This window comes from Sulfurimonas sp. (assembly GCF_029027585.1).
Lineage (GTDB): Bacteria > Campylobacterota > Campylobacteria > Campylobacterales > Sulfurimonadaceae > Sulfurimonas.
Genome location: NZ_CP093397.1, coordinates 1,030,008 through 1,046,590, shown reverse-complemented (window position 1 = coordinate 1,046,590; position 16,583 = coordinate 1,030,008). Strand labels below are relative to the sequence as shown.

Sequence of the window (16,583 nt, the reverse complement as noted above, 5' to 3'; positions counted from 1 at the left end):
CTTGGTCTTTTTCTTTGCATCTCAAATTTATTTTTTAACTCAGGCTTGTAGTATTGTTTAGCTTTATTTAGTAAAGATGTAAGTTCATCTAAAATACAGATGAACCTACCTTTGGAGATGTTGCAGAACTGGCTCTCAAAGAAGCTCAAGGAACTCAAAAACAAATTTCTCAAAGTCGTTTTAACAAGAAATTTTATGTTCTAAAGAGAGTGCTAGATTACAGCATAGAAAATGGATACATTAAAACTAATCCAATATCCTATTTCAAAGCTTTTCAAAAAGCAACAGAAGAAAGATGATAACTATTTTTCTAAGGAACAAATGAGAGTGATTTTAGATGATATTTGTGAGGATGGAACTGCCATTGATAAAGCTAAACATGCTTTTATCAATACCTATATGTATGTTGCGTTTTTTACAGGCGGAAGAGTGGGTGAGATAGCAAGTTTGAAATGGGATGATATTGACTTTGACAACCACCTGATTACTTTTGCAACTAGCATTCATAAGGGAGTTTTAGATGTAACTAAAACTGATGAAGTTCGTAAAGTTCCAATGGTAAAAGAGCTTGCTAATGCTTTACTGAAGTATAAAGAGAGTTCTACAGCGGAGTATGTATTTGTTAATCCTAAAACTGGAAGTTATTACAGGGATACGAGGTCAATTACAGATACTTACTATAAGCCAATGCTTAAGCGACTTAAGTTACCTACAATTGTACTCTATCAGACTAGAAGTTCATTTGCCAGCTTATCCATTGAAAAAGGAGTTCCTATCTCTACTGTGTCAAAGTGTTTAGGACACAAATCGACCGAGATTACTAGTAGATATTATTTGAAATTTGGTAAGCTTAATCAAGATGACACTAGAAACCAGTTAGAGAGTTTGTCAGCTTAGATTATTATTTTCTTGAAGTTAGTGAATGGCTTAGTGTTATTCACTAGTTTTTTTGTGCTTCTTGTTGATAATGCTAATATCCATTTTTTTTTGCCAAATCTACCTCAAAATCATCAAAAGACTCCAAAAAAGACACGAAATAAGTCATACACAACTTTATCAATTGCTAGAGATGTAGTGAGGCCTTTGGTTTCTGGAGAATGGCTCGCCGGATATATTATCTAGCGAGATAAATTTATGAACTAATTAAATAGCTAAATAGTTAAAATTGGAATTCTATTTGGTTGAATATATGAACTTGCAATACAACAAACATTTAGTAATTCATCAGTATTGTTAAGCTTATCTTTAATCGCATCTTGGTAAATAGATAAAAAGTCTGCAACTGTCCAAAAATGTAGCCCACATTGTAATATTAAGTTATGACCGTCTCGTATAATAGGTGCTGAAAAATCATATAAGTTTTTTGGAATGAATAATAAAAAGTTCTTTCTGTCTAAAAGGTGTATATGAAGATTAAGATATTTATCTAATTTATAATCTTGTGAAATCAATATAAAGACAGATCCCGTTTGAGATGGAACTGCAAGCAGATTAGTTTCAATCTCTTCTTCTGAGTGTCTTTGAAAAAGATATTTAAATGTATCTTCTGCATCTATCCCAAACTTAGCAATATTTCCGTTAATATCAAGAAAGTTCTTAATGTAATTTTCTAGAATATCTTTTACATATTCTTGTAAATGTAATTTACTGAATACCTTAAAAAAGATATATAAATTTGCTGCTTGAAGATCGTTTAAAACTATGAAATGATTAAAATAATACTTCTTAATATTATCAATTAGTTCTAGAATGTTTGCTGTTAATAATTTATCAAGTAACAGTAGTTGAGCACTGATAGATAGTAATTTTGATATACGAATAGGTAAGAAATAATAGTTTGAAAGCATTTCATTTTTACAAATTAAGAAATTTTTATCTATTTCAAATTTTTCATTTATACCTAGAATACTTTTTACACCAAAATATTTAAAATAATCTGTTAGTCTTTCAACTTCTTCTTTAATATTTGGATTGGTTAAAAATGGTAATAGCAAAGATTTAAATACATTTATCAATTCCAATTTTTTCATATTAATATCATTGTCGATTTTTTCGATAAATCTGTATCCCACACCTCTTATAAAAAAAATTTTATCTTCATCATTAATTTCATCAAAAATACTTTGCATTAAATGTAATAATTCAGCATAATCTGAAATATTATCAATATCTTCATAGTATTTCCATAGTTCATTTTTAAATGATTCTAAAGTTGTACCTAATCTTGATATAGAGGGAACATAGGAAAAATTATGTATACCTATTGAATCATCAGCATTAAAAAATAAGTTCTTTGCAAATACACTTGGACCATACAAATTCAAACCCCAAGCTGAGGGTGTTTGTGCTATACCTTCTTCATTAAAAAGATTAGAAATGCTTTTCCCTAATGTCACTAAATCTAGATATTCAATTTCTGAACTTATTTTTTTATTTCCATTAATAAAATTGATTAAATTACTAGTAAAAACACCTTCTCCATTCTTTTCGATGGCATATTCATCGGAAGCTGCTGCAGCAAGGATTGAGACTCCTATACTACCTTTTTTACCAATAATATCAGGCTTGATGATGCTCATTAAATCATTAACTAATCCACCGGTATTACAAGCATCTATTACTAAATTAATATGCTTAATATTTGAAGAGGATATGATTCTGAAAATTTCACTTAAAGAAATAGCAGATAAACTTAATCTATCAGGGTTAGAATCTTTTAATAAAAGGTAGTAGGTTGAATCTATTATTCCACCATGCCCAGCAAAGAATAATGTAAATATATCAGGACAAGTAGCATCATATAATATATTTTCTAATGAATTACGTATGTCTTCAAGTCTAGGTGATTGAAGACATTTTGAAATATCATTATTGTATATTGAATATTTAGATTTAACCAAGCAATTAAATATATTTGAGGCATCATTTTCTGCTCCCTCTAGATTGTTAATTGAAGAAGAATCATATTCATTGCATCCAATGGATAGTAAATAATTATTCAAGTGTTACTCCTTCGTATTTTAGTAGTCTTTCATTTTCTTTTTTTATAGCTTGCTCACTTTTTTCTTTTGTGATATCTTCAACTAAATTTTCATATTCTTTGCCTTGTGCCTTAATTTCATCCATGAATTTTGTGGCTTGACTTGGATGTAAATGAATACTAGGGATCAAAACCTTGCCATTTTTATCTACCCCAAATTCAACTTTTTTTATCATTTCTAAAAATGCTTCAGAATTACTCATATTTTTTTCTTTTACATCAATTGTATTACCCACTTTATCACAGGTATCATTAAGTGTTTGGTACATGCTTTTTATCATTTGGGAACTCATTTGTTCAATAAAATTAGTAATAAACAGATAAAATTGTTCAATTTTATAAAGTCTAATATTACTGTATTCAAATTCTATATTTACTGTATGCTCTGTTAATTTTGATTCATTGTTATCTACAGAGCCAAATGAACTACCATGGTGAATTGTGTAACTATTTTCTGCAGACATATAAGTTGACATTTTTTTTCTATTTGCTTTGATAATAATATAATGAACCCCTAAAACTGAACCAGTAAAATTTGTTTTCTTATTTCAAAAATGATAAAATTGAAATAGAGAATATAGGAATTAAATATGAATGCAAAAAGAAAAAGTTATAGTGCAAATTTTAAAGCAAAAGTAGTACTGGAAGTTTTAGAGGGTGAAAAAACTGTTAATGAAATAGCTAGTGGATATGAAGTCCTACCTCTAAGTTTAAGAAATTGGAAAAAACAGTTTCTTGAGAATATGTCATTAGCATTTGATAAAAGTACTGTTGTAAAAGAATACAAAGATGAAATTGATACTCTTAAATATGAAAAAGATGCAATTGCAAAAAAACTTGGAGAGACAATTGTTGAGAAGGATTTTCTTGTGGAAAAGCTAAAAAGCTTGGCCTCATCTAAAGAGAGAAAAACTCTACTTGATGCTAAGCATAAATTATCACAGAATAAGCAGTGTCAATTGCTACAGGTAAGTAAGTCGAGTTTGTACTATACTCCAACTAAACCGTTTAGTAGAGGTAAAGACTTGAAAATATTAGATGCTATAAATAATATATATTCAGACTTTCCATCATATGGAAGTAGAAGAATTCATGCTCAACTTTTAAGAGATGGGTATAGCATAGGGAAAAAGTTCGTTAAGAAAGCTATGAAGTATATGGGTATAGAAGCCTTGTATCCTAAGCCTAAGACCACTACAGCAAACAAAGAACATTATAAGTATCCATATCTCCTAAAAGATTTTAGAGATTATGCTGGACGTGTTGTAATTGAAAAAACTAATCAAGTCTGGAGTACAGATATTACTTATATCAAACTGGAAAAAGGCTTTGTATATTTAGCCGCAATAATAGATTGGCATAGTAAAAAAATACTCTCATGGAAACTTTCTAACACAATGGATATTTCCTTAGTTAAAAGTGTGTTAAATGAAGCACTCGCATTTTATCCTAAACCAGAGATATTTAACACAGACCAGGGAAGTCAATATACTTCAAAAGTTCATGTTGATATTCTCAAAAAACACAACATTAAAATTTCAATGGATGGAAAAGGTAGAGCTACTGATAATATTTGCATCGAAAGATTCTGGCGAAGTATTAAGTATGAAGAAATTTATCTGAATGAATATAAGAATATAAAATCTCTCAATCGAGCAATAAAAATATATATGAACTCTTACAACAAAAAAAGATTACATTCGGCGATTGGATATAAAACTCCAAATGAAGTTTATTATAAAGCTGTCAATAATTTAGATCCTAAAGGAGCAAAACTGTTACCACTGGTATCGTAAAGAGGTAAAATAAGAAAACTTGTTTTACTGGTCTTGAAAAAGGGAACCATTATATAAAGTCATTTAATGATTTTGCAAATAGTTCATATTCTTTTTCATTTGAAAATGGAATGCACATAACGATGTATCCTTTGATTTTAAACTAGACTCTACTATTATAGCTTAAGTGAGTAAGTCTCGATGAATATATTTATAATGTGAATTGGAGAAGTAAGTTAAACGTAGAGATAGAAAGATACTTGGAAATAGAACGCCAATAGAAGTCAAATCTACGACCACTTTGCGACCAAAAATCACAAATACTACGGTTTTATAACCGGCGAGCATCCAATATTAATATAAATAATAGTTATGTAAAATGATTTTCTAAATTGCTGTAAGTATCGTGTATAAGGGGATTGTGTAAAGAAGTGGTGGACCCTCAGGGAATTGAACACAACCTATATATAGATACTTGAATGGAATATAATTTTTTAAGCCCCTAAAGTAGCCCCTAAAAATTAAAGTGACCTCATTCTGTTATCTATATCATGTTTTACTAGGATAACCAAATCTTCTCTAATCCCTATCTTTTTTGCTCTCTGCGAAAAAGAAGAAACTACCGTTATTGTATTTTCTATTATTTCTATTGTTCTTTCTTTTTTAATACCATTATTTACTCCAAGTTGAACAAGGTCTTCTTGTTCAAAATTATTTACCTTACCAACTATGCTCATTTGATGATTTTTCGTATAATGTTTACCATTTGCATAAGTTATATCGTAAGCAGGAGATAAAGACCACTCGCCTTTGTAATTCATAAGAAAAGATGTATTTTTAGCATGGTCATCTTGGTTTACAGCAACTACATTAAATACTGCCCTTTTATAAAATTCTTCTATATCATTTGCATCTTTGGTAATATACCTAACCACTCTCATTGCTTCATCATAACTATAATGAAGCGGTTCATTGAAATTAACATGAACAATGGAAGCTAAGGAGTGCATGTGTATTCTATTTAGACCATTTCTATCAAACCTTTTTATTGCAAAGTGGCTTAAACCATTATCTTTAATCATATCAGTTAAAGGTATGTTTATATCGCAATCTTTCGCCATATCCATATATACATATTCTAATTTTGTAAAATCTGTAGGAATAGCATTTTCATCTACACTGTCAAATTTAACTAACCATTGTTCATAATCTGCATCAGTGTTCTTAGAGTTAGTAATAATATTTTTATCTCTATTCCATCCAATAGTTGATTTAGGTCTAGCTCCACCTGCTTGAATAGCACTATCCATCAATGCTAACATCTCCTTTATACTCTGAGTAGTTTCTCCTTTAACAATTTTTTTGGTGGACTCGTAAAGTTCCCTTATCTCAATAGGCTCAACACTCATACTATCATTTGAAAACTTTTCACTAGGCTCATATTCTAATGCTCCCATTCCTGTGTTTCCAATGTAGATTAGTTTTTGTAGCAATGTTAAATCTTTAACCGCCATATTTTTACTTTCATAATATCTTTCCATAACTTTAGTACCAAATTTATCTGGTAAGCTATCAAAAAATACTCCTGCTAATGTTCCAAAGTATTTATCATCTGTATTTGAATATGTTTCTCTACTAAAAGGTAATTTCAAAGGAGATAAGTTCAAGCCACTATCTAAAAATCCTTGTTCATATTCAAAGCTTATTACTCCATTTTTTTCATAAAGAACACCAACTTTATGGTTAAATATATTTACTATTACTTCCATTATTTTTTACTTCCTCTTACTCTATGTCTTACTTTATCTTCATTTTTCATTTCTTGTATTGTTTTAGGTTTTTTAATTTTTGTAAGTTCTTCTAGTTCTGATAATAAGTCTAAAGTGTGAAGTATTGAAATGAAATTAATTAATGATATTTTTTGAATATCTATAAAATTTCTATATGCTCCATAGGTAATTCCTGCTTTTGAAGAAAGTTCTTTTTGTGTAATATTTTTCCGTATCCTACTATCTTCAATTTTTTTAGATAGAAGTTCAATAATCTCTAATGAAGTATTTAGTTGAAGCATTTTAAATCCTAATATTGCTTATATTAGATATTATAGCGTAAATTTATACTTAATATTGTAAATATAAGACTTTATGTGATTGTGTTTTAAATAATGAATGTAAATTAAAACTAAGCTATCTATTATAGTTGTTTCTCCACTCTTCTTGGTCTTTTTCTTTGCATCTCAAATTTATTTTTTAACTCAGGCTTGTAGTATTGTTTGGCTTTATTTAGTAAAGATGTGAGTTCATCTAAAAAAGCATATCTTGGATTTATAAAGTATATCTTTGTTCTTCCTTGCATTTTACTAAGAGCCAGTCCACCCTCTTCAAAATTTTTGAGTTGGTTTTGAATGGAAGGAAGTGACATATCAAAATATTTTGCTATCTCTCTTGCATACCCCTCTTTAAATGTAAAAAGATATTGCAGGGTTAATTCACGAGCTTTTGTTCCAAGTATTACTTCTAACATGCAAACATCCTTTATGATATAAATATTATTTCATTTGATATATAAATTATATCATAAAATATTCTATTTTTAAGGTAGTTATTATTTTGCGGGACCTTGATTAACCTAGCTATTTGGGTTTTATGTCAATTTCTTGAAAAAAATCCATCAAATCGACTTCTAAGGCATCTGCAATTTTTACTAAGTGTTCTATATTAAAATGTTTTTTATTGATACATAATTCTGCCATGGATATAGTGCCAACAGCTTTATGACCAATAGCAAGAGCTAATTTTAATTGAGATACTTTTTTTAATTTTCTAATTCTTTTAACATTGAAGCCAATCTTTTTATATATATTTTGCATATCAGTATCTGTAATGCTTGTATCTTTCATAAATATACCTATAGTTAAACTTACCATAAGTATATTTTCATTAGAATTTGTTATCAACTAACTATAGTTAGTTAAAATGATTATTAGAGGTTAAAATGTACATAATAAAAAGAATAAAAAAGATATTGTTGATTTCCATTTTTATAGTAGTTAGTGGAGCAAATGCAGGAGAGATAGATATAGATGTTTATGGTCTTAGTTATCATTTAGATGCAACACAAGCTTATGCAGAAGCTCCAAGAAGGTTAGACAGTCAAGGGCAATGGGTTTTCAATCCTGGCATCGGTGTAACTTATGATTTTAGAGATAACATCTCAGAAGAGGGTTTTTCTCCTATTGTTGCTGTAGGTTATTTTCAAGATTGTGCTGATTATCCTTTTTACTTTGCAGGAGCAGGGATAAGATATAGAAATTACATTGACGATACTAACTTTATGTGGGAAGTTAATGTTGCAGGTGCAATGCTTAGTGGTGTTGATTGGGATTTTGAAACAAGAGACCAATATTTTACTCCAACAGCTAATATTGGCTTTGGTTACAAGTTGAGTGAAGATTATTTAATTAAAGCTAACTTCTCTTATATTCCTGCTGATGATAGTGCAAGTGGTACAGCAGGTACGGACTTGATATTTATGCAAGTATCTTTAGGATTTTAAAATGTCGTATAAAGCATATAAAGATAGTGATGGCAATTATGACTTAAGAAGTTCCAAAGATGATGCTATGTACGGTGTTGGTTCTTTGATAGGTTGGATGATTGGATACACTATTCTTCTTCCATTTGTACTATATGACAAGGTTACTTATAAGAATGGTACTTTGCTTGGCACAGATAAAGATAACTTTATAATTTCCATTGGAGGACATCAACAAAAATATCTTATTAAGTCTTTGGAATTTATACATTATGGATTTAAAAACTTGACACTCAAATTTAAAGATGAAAAAAAGATAATTATTTTTAAAGGTATTTCTACAGCTGAAGTAATAAAAGAACTAGAACCATTATTTGACCTACTAGATGAAGAAAAAGTAATTGTAACTTTACATGCAACTAATGAAGTAAACGAATGGTTTGAAAAATATCTAAAAGGTGAAACTAAGAAGAAAGTTGCGAAAACATCTATTAAAACGGTAAATAAGCCATATTAATGATTAAAAGGATTATATTAACCCTAATTATTCTTATTACAGTTATCTCTGTTTCTATGGAATATTATAAAGGAGTTCAGAAAAATAAATATTTTAAGAAAATAAAGGAAGAAGAGCATCAGTTAAATATGACAAATCTAAACCAATACGGATTTTACATATCTGAGCATAATAAAATATGTTTTGATGATAGTTGTAAAAATTATGTTAAAAGAGAAATAGGCATAAATAGAGATGCCGTTCCATATGATTACTGGAAACATATTTTTCATGCAGATAAGTCAATTGCACATGGAAGTGATTTTGAAAAAATACTTATATTTTCAGCATCAAAATCAATAAAAGACTTTAAAATATTTGCTGAAGATATTATCCATTCAATAAATAGTAATTGTTTGCTGTCTGATGAAGACTTAGAAGCTATAAAGTCAGTAAAATATTTTTCTAGTATACGATTTAAACAAATAGACAATAGACTTAAACTATTATCAAAAAATATGCATAAAATGAGATATAACAATCGAATTAGTAAGGCTACAATTAAAAATATGAAAGTGAATTTTATAAAGAATAAAAATGAGTATAACAAATTATGGAGATTTATTGATAAAAATAAAGTTAATGATAATGGACTGTGTACAAAACATAGAGCTAGAGAAATAACAAATGCAGAAAGAAGAAAATATGAAATTTGATAGACAGTAGATAAAATATTACATATTGCCATACTTATTAATCTTAGAAATTTTATTTGTTATACTAATTTAATCTTTATAATCAAAGAGGAGTAAAGTACTTATGGATGATAGTAATTTGATGTTGGATTATTTGAAAATATTTGAGTTGCATAATGTAGAAATATTGTATTATGATACATATAATGACTCTGATAATATTAGTACTAAAATAAAACTTGGTCTCTCAACAAAAGTTAAATATGTATCTAAAGAACAATTAATCTCTTTTTTAATATTGAGTAGCTTTTTTGATACATGGTTAGTAAGAGATATAGATATAGTTTATGATGAAATAAAATCAGAGATTTACAGAAAAGGAAGTGATGAACATGCTAATGAAAAAGCTCTTATCAATAGTGTACTATCCCAATATTTTCATAACTATATCAAGGAGTATGAGGTTGAAATATATTGCGAATTAGAAAGAGAGAAATCATCTTTTTATATTTATAAATACAAGGCAGAGAGAGATAATTTAAAATATATTCATCATAATAATTATGTTGTATCAAAAATTTGAAGTAAAAATTCTTTTTGTTAGTGGGACTTGATTAACCTAGCTTATGATGTTAAAAGATAAATTATAGAAGGTACCAAGCAATATTTAATTCTTATAGTGATAGCATTTACAAATATAATTTAAAATATTTAGTTTATCAAGGATTCAACTTAGAATGAAAATTCTTCATACATCAGATTGGCATTTAGGTCAAAGCTTTATGGGTAAAAGTCGCCAAGAGGAACATCAGGTATTTTTAGATTGGTTACTTGTAACTATTGCATCTGAGGAGATTGATACTCTTATTGTTGCAGGTGATATTTTTGATACAGGTACACCACCTAACTATGCACTAGAACTCTACTATAATTTTCTTACAGAACTTTCTTTATCTTCATGTGAAAATATTATTATTACAGCTGGTAATCATGATTCTATTGCTACTTTAAAAGCTCCTAAACAACTGCTTCAAGCACTAAATATTCATGTCATTACAAGTGGTGATGAAAATGAGAATGAAGTAATTGAAATTTTCAATAAAGAGAAACTTGAGGGGATTGTTTGTGCAGTTCCATACTTACGAGATTATGTAGTTCGTCAATCAGTAAGTGCTGAAACTATGAATGATAAAGAGTCCTCATTTACCCAAGGGATAAAAGAGCATTATGATAATGTTTATAAGGAGGCTTTAAAGCTTTCAATCGAAAAAGATATCCCAATCATAGCTACTGGACACTTAACAACTGTGGGTAGTAAAACAAGTGAATCTGAGAGAGAAATATATATAGGTGGTACACTAGATATAGATAGTGATTTTTTAGGTAAACATTTTGATTATGTGGCATTGGGACATCTCCACATTAACCAAAAAGTCGGATGTGAGCATGTGCGATACTGTGGTTCTCCTATACCTTTGAGTTTTAGTGAATCAACATCACAAAAGAAAGTAAATATTGTAAAGTTTGAAAATAAAATCATGACAGTTACTGAGTTAGATATACCACTTTGTAGACCTTTATTAGTTCTTCGTGGAAATGTTACATCCATTTTAAAAGAATTTGAGAGTGTTGAAGATAAAAGCACTTGGATAGAATTACATCTTAATGATGAAAATCCTTTCCATGCGAATCAAGTCATTAGAGATAAGGCAGAAGAGTTAGAGCTTATACTTTTAGCGGTAAAGATAGATAAAACAGAAAAAATACTCCATGCAGAAGACTTTGATGTCATAAGTCTTGATGAGTTAAATCCCTTAGATGTATTTGAACGCCGTATGGAAAAAGATGCCTTAGAAGATGAAGATTTTGTAAAAGAGCTTGTAGTTAACTTTAAACAAATTGTGAGTGAGGTTCAAAACTCATGAAAATACTCTCAATAAAATCTCTCAATATTAACTCTCTAAAAGGTACAACAGAGATTAACTTTGCAGAGCTTACAAAGGATAGTGCTCTTTTTGCTATAACAGGACCAACTGGCTCTGGAAAAAGTACTATACTTGACATCATCTCTTGTGCTTTATATGGACGAACAGCAAGACTAAAAAATCCAAATGACTTAATGTTACGACACTCAGGTGAGGCTTTTTGTGAAGTTAATTTTGAGATAAGAGGTAAAGTATATCGTTCATCATGGACACAAAAAAGAGCACGAAAAAAGCATGATGGTGCATTTCAAACGGCTAAGATGGAACTTGTTGATTTAGAAGAAGATAAAATTTTACCTTTAAAATCAAAAGAAGTACCTAAAAAAATAGAAGAACTATCTGGTTTAGATTTTGGTCGTTTCACTCAGTCTATGCTACTTGCTCAAGGTGGGTTTGATGCCTTTTTAAAAGCAGATGAAAAAGAGCGTTCAGCACTACTTGAAAAGATAACAGGAACACAAATTTATGCAGAAATTTCAAAAGCTATTTTTGAAAAGCATCGCAACTATCAACAAGAGATGGATTCTGACCAAAAAATTTTAGAATCTATAGAACTTTTAGAACCAGAAGTTGTTGAAGTAAAGCAGCAACAACTTAGCAAAAACATTGTCCAAAAAAGAGGGAGCGATGAAGAGCTGAAAAAACTTACAGTAGCACTAAATTGGCTAGAAAAACTCTCAGAACTTACAAAGGAGAGTAAAAAGTATGAAGATGAGTTTAAAGAAGCTACAAAGTCAAAAGAGGAACATAAAAACTTTTTTGAAAAATTGGCTTTAGCAAACAGAGCACTTAATGTCTCTTCTACTTTTACATCTTACACTCAACTTCAAAAGAGTGTTACTACAGATAAGGCTACATCCACAAAACTCACTCAAGAACTCACTCTTCTTGATAAAGAGATAAAAAATAAGGATAAAGAGTACTCTACTTTAAAAAAGGAGTTTGAAAAAGATAATGCTGAATTTGAAGCACAAAATCAGAAGCTAAAAAAAGCTCGTGAGATTCAGACACAAGAGAAAGAGACTCAATTAAACCTTACTAAAGAAGAGAGTTTACTAAAGAGTAAGAAAGATGATTTAACGCAGATAGTAGATACTTTAAATTCAATTGTTAAAGAGTATGACGATATCCAAAAACAAGTAGATATTAAAAAGGCTTATTTATTTGCTAATAATAAAGATGAAAAATTGGTATCGGTTATTGGGATAATAGAACAGAATATCCAAGAGTATAAAAAAGAGAAAAAAAGCTTTACTGATAATCAGAATATGCTGGAAGCTTCTAGTAGTACACTTCTTACTCAAGAGACAAATTATAATCATAAAAAAGAAGAAGTTGATAAGTTATCTGTCATTTTTAAAGATATAGAACTTACATATACAACATTAGAACAAAACACTCTTGATGACTTTAAAATAGAAGAGAGTGCTAAAAAAACTTTAGATGAGACACAAACTCTAGTGAGAACATTAGAGAGTTATACTAAGGTAGTTCAAAATAAAGATGAAGAGTTTAAAGAGTATGAAAAAAATAGTGATTTAGTAAACTCCCTTAGGGAGACTCAAAAAGTGTCCGAGCAACATATAAATGAAATCAAAAAGCATATAGGGACACTTCGAGAAAAACAAGAAAAAGAGCAACTCCTTAAAAAATATGAAGAAGATAGAAATAATCTTGTTGATGGTGAAGCATGCTTACTATGTGGTTCTCTTGAACACCCATTTATAAATGCTTTAGATGAAACTCAGATAGATAAAACTAAAGAGATGATAGTAAGCCAAGTTAAAGAGTTAGACAATCAAGAGAAGGCTCTTAAAGAGTTAGAATTACGAATAGGTGTTGCACAAACAAAACAAGAGACATCAAAACTTGAAATTCAAAAGTTAGAACAAGAGATAGGCACTCTTAAAAATCTCTTTAAAAAATACTCTTTTGAACCTACGAATGATAGTAAAATTGAACTCAAAGAAAAAGAGGAAGAACTTGCTAAAAAACTCGATGTTGTAAAGCAAAACCGTATTAAAAAAGATGAATTTTTAAAACAGAGAGATAGTACTAGTAGAGAGCTTCAAACACAAGAGAAATTACTAAACGAGATAAAAAGTGTTTTAGAGAAACTTAGCAGTGAAAAAGAGCAGTTGATTTTAGCTCTAAAATCTAATGAATTAAAAATTAACGAATTTATAAAAACTTTAGAATTTCATGTAGAAGAGTTTGGACTAAAACTAGATTTAGAAAAAATAGATACTCAGTATGCAGATTTAGTGGATAGAAAAGGGCTTTATGTAGAAACAGTAGAGGCTTTAACAGAATTAGAGTCAGAGTTAAATAGATGCAATGTAAGTAAAAAAGAGAGCGAAACGAAAGTTGCTTTAATAACTAAAGAGATAGAAACAGCAGAATCAAATTTAAAAGAGTTGAAGCTAAACCTTAGTGAGTTGTCTTCTAAGCGAATAGAGATACTTAATGTAGCTGATTTAGATGTTCATGAACAAGAGATTACTGCTAAGTATAAAATGGCTTTAGAGAGAGAACAGCTCTGTAAAAATGCTCTAAATGAATGTAAAGTAAAGAGCGAAGAGCGATTAGCCAATAAAAAAAGTTTAGATATAAAAATAGTAGAAGATGAAAAAAAGCTATATATATTAAAAGCTGAACTAGAAGAACTATACAAGCAAAACAACTTTAAAGACACCAAAGAATTTCAAAATGCAATGCTTGATACAAATGAGAGGGAAGAATTATCTATTGTATGTAAAACAATAGAAGATAGATATAAACAAACGCAAACTCTTAAAACACAAACAATAGAAAAACTGAAAGAACACGAGAAAGAACCTCTAAGTGATAAACCAATAGAAGAACTAGAAATTTTACAAGCATTATTAGGACAAAAAATAGATGCCTTACAAGAGAGTATAGGAAGTGACAAAAAAGAGTTAGAACTTAACCAAGAAAATAGCGATAAACATAAAGAGCGAATAGTATCTCTACAAAAGAAAAGAGAGTCTTTTAAAGTCTGGGTAAAACTAAATGAACTTGTAGGATCAGCAGATGGGACAAAGTTTAAAAAGTTTGCACAAGGCATAACTCTAGACCAACTTATAAACCTAGCAAATCAGCACTTAATACTACTGAGTTCTCGATACACACTAGCTAGAAACCAAGACAAACTTTTAGAACTTGAGATAATAGATGCTTACCAAGGGAATGTAGTTCGCCCTGTAAGTACTTTATCTGGTGGAGAAAGCTTTATAGTAAGTCTTGCATTAGCACTTGGCTTATCAGAACTCGCAAGCCAAAAAATAGCCATAGATTCTCTCTTTTTAGATGAAGGCTTTGGGACACTTGACGAAGAGAGTTTAGAGACAGCACTGAATGCGCTTAACCTCTTACAAAGTGGTGGAAAAATGGTTGGTGTTATCTCACATGTGGAAGCGTTGAAAGAGCGGATACCTTTACAGATAAGGGTTATTCCTAATGGGGATGGGACTAGTTTTGTTGAGATTGATAAATGAAAACTAAAGAGATGTTTGAATGGGTTATAGAATTATAAAATTGAAAGGATGATATGGATGATAGATTATAGTACGAAAATAACATGTGTAAAAAAAGAAAGAAACATTGATACTAATATTGATTGGGCAACGGAAAGTAATCGTGGAAGAATTGTAAATTCACCTGCTATTAGACGACTACAACAAAAGACTCAAGTTTTCCCACTAGAAATAAATGCGGCAGTTAGAAGTAGACTAACTCATTCCCTTGAAGTACAACAAAATGCTAGATACCTTGCTAGAAGTATATTAGGAAAACTTGAAAAAGAAAATAAGATAAATGACTATAAACTAAATGGATTAGAACATGCATTTGTTTCAACATCTGAGATGGCAAGCTTAATGCATGATATCGGTAATCCACCTTTTGGTCATTTTGGGGAATTAGCAATTAATGAATGGATGAAAGAAAATATTGAAAAATGTTTCAATGATTCTGTAGGAAATATTCCAAGAGAACTTACAGAACTAACAGAATTATTGCATAAAGATATTTCAAATTTTGAAGGTAATGCTCAAGGAATTAGAATTGTGCATACTTTACAAGATTTAAATTTGACTTTTTCTCAAACTGCTTCAATTTTGAAATATACACGTGCTGCTTATGAAGATAAACCTGATGAACAAAGTCCTTATAGTTACTTAAAGAAGAAGCCAGGATACTTCTTTAGTGAAGAAGAATTTATAAAAGAATTAATAAATGAATTAAATATTAATGAAGGATGTAGATTTCCATTAACTTATATAATGGAAGCAGCTGATGATATATCTTATGGTATTGCAGATTTAGAAGATGCTGTTGATAAGGGGATTTTATCCTTAAAAAAGTTATATGAAAGTATTATAAATGAAGCCGATAAACTCATAGAAGAAAAAAATGAAGATGGTCAGTATATAAAAGAAATTGCTTATAAAAAGTACAATGAAGCAAAAAAAGAAAAGTACATTAAAGTTAATAAATTTATTGTAAGTTTTAGAGTTACATTGGCAAATGAACTTGTTGATTTTGCTTCAGATGTTTTCATTCAAAACCATAATAAGATATTTAATGGAACTTATAATAAAGCTTTATTAGAGGGTAATAACTCTAAATATGATACAGCATTAAAAGTGCTTAAGAATGTTGCAACCAAATATGTATTTAAAAACTCAGAAGTTGAAGCTTTAGAATTAAAAGGTAAATCAGTGATTAAAGGTTTATTCACATGTTATAGAGAAATATTGTCAATAAAATATGATGATTTTAAGTTGATTCTTAATGATGAAAAAAATGATTTTGCTTCAACTTCTAGATTATTTAGAAGATTATCAAATAAACATATTAATGCATATGTAAAATCTTTAGCGAAATTAGAAGAAAAAAACCTAACACAAATAGAATTTAATATTTATGAATGGTATTACAGAACAAGATTATTGATTGATTTTATAACTGGTATGACAGATGAATATACAATAGCAGAGTATCAATTATTAACAGGAATAAAATAAAAGGGATTAA

General features: G+C 29.3%; 15 protein-coding genes. 9 read left to right on the top strand and 6 right to left on the bottom strand.

The features are described 5' to 3' along the window. Positions 1–231 precede the first annotated feature (231 nt). A complete protein-coding gene (locus MOV50_RS05470) occupies positions 232–897 on the top strand; it encodes a site-specific integrase (protein WP_321779387.1) in 666 nt (221 codons plus the stop codon). Between the two features lie 254 nt (positions 898–1,151). Here MOV50_RS05470 and MOV50_RS05465 read toward each other — a convergent pair whose 3' ends face one another. Both MOV50_RS05465 and MOV50_RS05460 read right to left on the bottom strand, forming a co-directional pair. Then, a complete protein-coding gene (locus tag MOV50_RS05465; RefSeq protein ID WP_321779386.1) occupies positions 1,152–3,002 on the bottom strand; it encodes a caspase family protein in 1,851 nt (616 codons plus the stop codon). Further along, entirely contained in the window at positions 2,995–3,516 is a 522-nt protein-coding gene (locus tag MOV50_RS05460) for a hypothetical protein (protein WP_321779385.1), read from the bottom strand. The genes MOV50_RS05465 and MOV50_RS05460 overlap by 8 nt, the downstream gene beginning before the upstream one ends. Positions 3,517–3,630: 114 nt before the next feature. On the opposite strand from MOV50_RS05460, the gene MOV50_RS05455 reads away from it, so the two are divergent. Then, on the top strand, positions 3,631–4,836 hold the full coding sequence (locus MOV50_RS05455) for an IS3 family transposase (protein WP_321777475.1): 1,206 nt from the start codon (positions 3,631–3,633) through the stop codon (positions 4,834–4,836). Between the two features lie 500 nt (positions 4,837–5,336). Here the strand turns inward: MOV50_RS05455 and MOV50_RS05450 are convergent, their stop codons facing one another. The 4 genes from MOV50_RS05450 to MOV50_RS05435 form a co-directional block, all read right to left on the bottom strand. Further along, positions 5,337–6,584 (bottom strand): type II toxin-antitoxin system HipA family toxin, encoded by a 1,248-nt coding sequence (locus tag MOV50_RS05450; RefSeq protein WP_321779384.1) that lies wholly within the window; start codon positions 6,582–6,584, stop codon positions 5,337–5,339. Beyond that, on the bottom strand, positions 6,584–6,886 hold the full coding sequence (locus tag MOV50_RS05445) for a hypothetical protein (RefSeq protein WP_321779383.1): 303 nt from the start codon (positions 6,884–6,886) through the stop codon (positions 6,584–6,586). Before MOV50_RS05445 ends, MOV50_RS05450 begins: the two co-directional genes overlap by 1 nt. Before the next feature lie 122 nt (positions 6,887–7,008). Next, positions 7,009–7,338, bottom strand: coding sequence for a winged helix-turn-helix domain-containing protein (locus MOV50_RS05440; protein WP_321779382.1), 330 nt, complete (start codon positions 7,336–7,338; stop codon positions 7,009–7,011). Positions 7,339–7,447: 109 nt separating this feature from the next. After that, entirely contained in the window at positions 7,448–7,714 is a 267-nt protein-coding gene (locus MOV50_RS05435) for a helix-turn-helix transcriptional regulator (RefSeq protein ID WP_321779381.1), read from the bottom strand. A 95-nt stretch (positions 7,715–7,809) separates the two neighbouring features. On the opposite strand from MOV50_RS05435, the gene MOV50_RS05430 reads away from it, so the two are divergent. The 7 genes from MOV50_RS05430 (at position 7,810) to dgt (ending at position 16,573) form a co-directional block, all read left to right on the top strand. Then, positions 7,810–8,370, top strand: coding sequence for a hypothetical protein (locus MOV50_RS05430; protein WP_321779380.1), 561 nt, complete (start codon positions 7,810–7,812; stop codon positions 8,368–8,370). 1 nt (position 8,371) lies between these two features. Next, positions 8,372–8,866: a hypothetical protein gene (locus tag MOV50_RS05425; protein ID WP_321779379.1), complete on the top strand. Its 495-nt coding sequence runs from the start codon at positions 8,372–8,374 to the stop codon at positions 8,864–8,866. 56 nt (positions 8,867–8,922) lie between these two features. Beyond that, entirely contained in the window at positions 8,923–9,561 is a 639-nt protein-coding gene (locus tag MOV50_RS05420) for a hypothetical protein (protein WP_321779378.1), read from the top strand. A 103-nt stretch (positions 9,562–9,664) separates the two neighbouring features. Next, complete coding sequence (locus MOV50_RS05415) at positions 9,665–10,123, top strand: hypothetical protein (protein ID WP_321779377.1); 459 nt, start codon at positions 9,665–9,667, stop codon at positions 10,121–10,123. Between the two features lie 154 nt (positions 10,124–10,277). Next, a complete protein-coding gene (locus tag MOV50_RS05410; protein ID WP_321779376.1) occupies positions 10,278–11,465 on the top strand; it encodes an exonuclease SbcCD subunit D C-terminal domain-containing protein in 1,188 nt (395 codons plus the stop codon). Beyond that, positions 11,462–15,043, top strand: coding sequence for an AAA family ATPase (locus MOV50_RS05405; RefSeq protein WP_321779375.1), 3,582 nt, complete (start codon positions 11,462–11,464; stop codon positions 15,041–15,043). Before MOV50_RS05410 ends, MOV50_RS05405 begins: the two co-directional genes overlap by 4 nt. 57 nt (positions 15,044–15,100) lie before the next feature. Further along, positions 15,101–16,573 carry a dGTPase gene (gene dgt / locus MOV50_RS05400; RefSeq protein WP_321779374.1) on the top strand — a complete coding sequence of 491 codons (1,473 nt, stop codon included), beginning with the start codon at positions 15,101–15,103 and terminating at the stop codon, positions 16,571–16,573. The last annotated feature ends 10 nt before the right edge of the window (positions 16,574–16,583 follow it).

Excerpts from the sequence above, each read along its gene's own strand:
- MOV50_RS05440 (WP_321779382.1), bottom strand. The coding sequence starts at position 7,338 with ATGTTAGAAGTAATACTTGGAACAAAAGCTCGTGAATTAACCCTGCAA.
- MOV50_RS05460 (WP_321779385.1), bottom strand. The coding sequence starts at position 3,516 with ATGTCAACTTATATGTCTGCAGAAAATAGTTACACAATTCACCATGGT.
- MOV50_RS05425 (WP_321779379.1), top strand. The coding sequence starts at position 8,372 with ATGTCGTATAAAGCATATAAAGATAGTGATGGCAATTATGACTTAAGA.
- MOV50_RS05470 (WP_321779387.1), top strand. The coding sequence starts at position 232 with ATGGATACATTAAAACTAATCCAATATCCTATTTCAAAGCTTTTCAAA.
- MOV50_RS05415 (WP_321779377.1), top strand. The coding sequence starts at position 9,665 with ATGGATGATAGTAATTTGATGTTGGATTATTTGAAAATATTTGAGTTG.
- dgt (WP_321779374.1), top strand. The coding sequence starts at position 15,101 with ATGATAGATTATAGTACGAAAATAACATGTGTAAAAAAAGAAAGAAAC.
- MOV50_RS05420 (WP_321779378.1), top strand. The coding sequence starts at position 8,923 with ATGGAATATTATAAAGGAGTTCAGAAAAATAAATATTTTAAGAAAATA.
- MOV50_RS05410 (WP_321779376.1), top strand. The coding sequence starts at position 10,278 with ATGAAAATTCTTCATACATCAGATTGGCATTTAGGTCAAAGCTTTATG.
- MOV50_RS05405 (WP_321779375.1), top strand. The coding sequence starts at position 11,462 with ATGAAAATACTCTCAATAAAATCTCTCAATATTAACTCTCTAAAAGGT.
- MOV50_RS05430 (WP_321779380.1), top strand. The coding sequence starts at position 7,810 with ATGTACATAATAAAAAGAATAAAAAAGATATTGTTGATTTCCATTTTT.
- MOV50_RS05445 (WP_321779383.1), bottom strand. The coding sequence starts at position 6,886 with ATGCTTCAACTAAATACTTCATTAGAGATTATTGAACTTCTATCTAAA.
- MOV50_RS05435 (WP_321779381.1), bottom strand. The coding sequence starts at position 7,714 with ATGAAAGATACAAGCATTACAGATACTGATATGCAAAATATATATAAA.
- MOV50_RS05455 (WP_321777475.1), top strand. The coding sequence starts at position 3,631 with ATGAATGCAAAAAGAAAAAGTTATAGTGCAAATTTTAAAGCAAAAGTA.
- MOV50_RS05450 (WP_321779384.1), bottom strand. The coding sequence starts at position 6,584 with ATGGAAGTAATAGTAAATATATTTAACCATAAAGTTGGTGTTCTTTAT.